This is a genomic window from Streptomyces sp. NPDC058964, assembly GCF_042741275.1.
GTDB lineage: Bacteria > Actinomycetota > Actinomycetes > Streptomycetales > Streptomycetaceae > Streptomyces.
In genome coordinates this window covers 1-1801 of sequence record NZ_JBHYKH010000911.1, presented here as the reverse complement: position 1 = coordinate 1801, position 1801 = coordinate 1, and the positions used below count along the sequence as shown (strand labels likewise).

At 71.5% G+C, this 1801-nt stretch carries 2 protein-coding genes; both read right to left on the bottom strand.

All coding sequences use genetic code 11. The annotated features are described in order from the left end of the window. Window positions 1-218: 218 nt before the first annotated feature. Window positions 219-950, bottom strand: coding sequence for an NDP-sugar synthase (locus ACFW2E_RS46310; RefSeq protein ID WP_384478042.1), 732 nt, complete (start codon window positions 948-950; stop codon window positions 219-221). 134 nt (window positions 951-1084) lie between these two features. Further along, window positions 1085-1552 carry a hypothetical protein gene (locus tag ACFW2E_RS46305; RefSeq protein WP_384478039.1) on the bottom strand — a complete coding sequence of 156 codons (468 nt, stop codon included), beginning with the start codon at window positions 1550-1552 and terminating at the stop codon, window positions 1085-1087. Between the last annotated feature and the right edge of the window lie 249 nt (window positions 1553-1801).

The window sequence follows — 1801 nt, the reverse complement described above, 5'->3', positions numbered from 1 at the left end:
TTCCCTTGAGTGGTGTTCCCTTTTTTTTTTACACTCCCCCGGGGCCGCGGGGGGGCGCCCCCCCGCCGGCCCCCCCCCACCCCCCGCGGGGGGGCGCGCCCCCCTTCGTACGTACGGGACCGTTACGAACGGCCCGCCGCGGCCGTACGCGGGACCGTCACGAGCGGCTCGGCGTACGGGACGCGGCGAACGGCCGTGCCACGAGCACGGCCGGACCGTCACCGTCCCAGAGCGGCCAGCTCCTTCGCGGCCTCGGTCAGGTCCTTCGCCGTGTCGATGGCCCGCCAGTACGCCCCCTGCGGGAGCGGGAAGCCCGCCAGCCGCCGCTCACGGGCGAGGTGCGGGAACGTGGTCCGTTCGTGGTCGCCACGCTCGGGAAGCAGGCCGGCGAAGTCCGGCGAGAACACGTAGACGCCCGCGTTGATCTCGAACGTCGACGGCGGGGCCTCGATGAAGTCCGTGATGTGGCCGAACCCGTCGGTCTTCACGGCACCCCACGGAATGCGCGGACGCGCCAGCGCGAGGGTGGCCACGGCGTCCCGCTCGGTGTGGAAGTCGGCCATCTCACGCAGCGAGAAGCGGGTCCAGATGTCGCCGTTGGTGGCGTACCAGGGCCGGTCCGGGTGAGGCAGGTGGGCGGCCGCGTACTTCAGGCCGCCGCCGCGGCCCAGGGGCTCCGTCTCGATGACGGTGTTGACGCGGACGGGCAGGTCGGCCGAGTCCAGCCACTTCTGGAGGACCTCGGCGAGGTGGCCGCAGGAGACCACCACGTCCGTCACGCCCTCCTCGGCGAGCCAGGCCAGCTGGTGACCGATGATCGGGGTGCCCGTGCCGGGGATCTCGACCATCGGCTTGGGCCGGTCGTCGGTGTAGGGACGCAGCCGGGAGCCCTGGCCACCGGCCAGGATGACGGCTTGAGTGGGGCGCGACGCGGCGCTCGGATGGGTCATGAGCGAACTGTACGTGGCGCCCCGCCGGTGGCTTTCGCCCGCAACCGGTACTTAACGAGCCGTTACCGGCCTCCCAACCGTCCCTTGCCCGGAAGCGGGCCGGAGAGACGGGCGGGAGCCGGGTTCGGGGGCGGTCAGCTGTGCGCGGCCAGCACGCCGGAGGCGAAGGAGGTGTCGCAGACGGGGCGGGCGTACGACTGGGCGCGCGAGGCGCCGTACACGCGGACCGCGGTGCGGCCGAGGGCACGGGCGATGGCGGCGCAGTGCTTGGCCAGCGACGGGTGGCCGTTGACCGCCTGCTGGAGGTGCGTGAGCACCTCGCCCGGGTTCTTCTCCTGCAGCTCGGTCATCAGCTGGTCGCGCAGCACGTCCTGCGGGGCGCGGGAGACGGCACCGGCCTTGGCGGACGACACCTCCGCCGAGGAGACGTCCGTGGCGGTGAGCACCGAGTTCCGGGGGCTCCCCGTCCAGTTGACCCGGGTGACCGCGAGGGTCCCGGAGAGCACCAGGACGACGGGCAGGACGAAGGCGAGGGTGCGGCCGACCCGGCGGGCAGGACCCCGGTGGCCGCGTCGCGTCTGTTGGGTGGTGGAGTGCTTCACGCGTGTGAGGTTAGCGCCCAGTAATGATTTGGCGACATTTGGTCACCGTTTCGAGGGACGAAGTCGTACTTCTTCCCGGGTGACGGGTTGACGCACGCTGATCGAAATGGGCCGACTTGCCGGGGTGTCCGGCGACAGCGAGAAGGGCCCCGCAGCAGCTTCCGTTCTAGTGGTCGTCGCAACACCCCAGTTCAAGGGGTGCGATGGACTTCGAGATCCGGAAGGATCGGCGGCCTCAGGGGCCGAGGA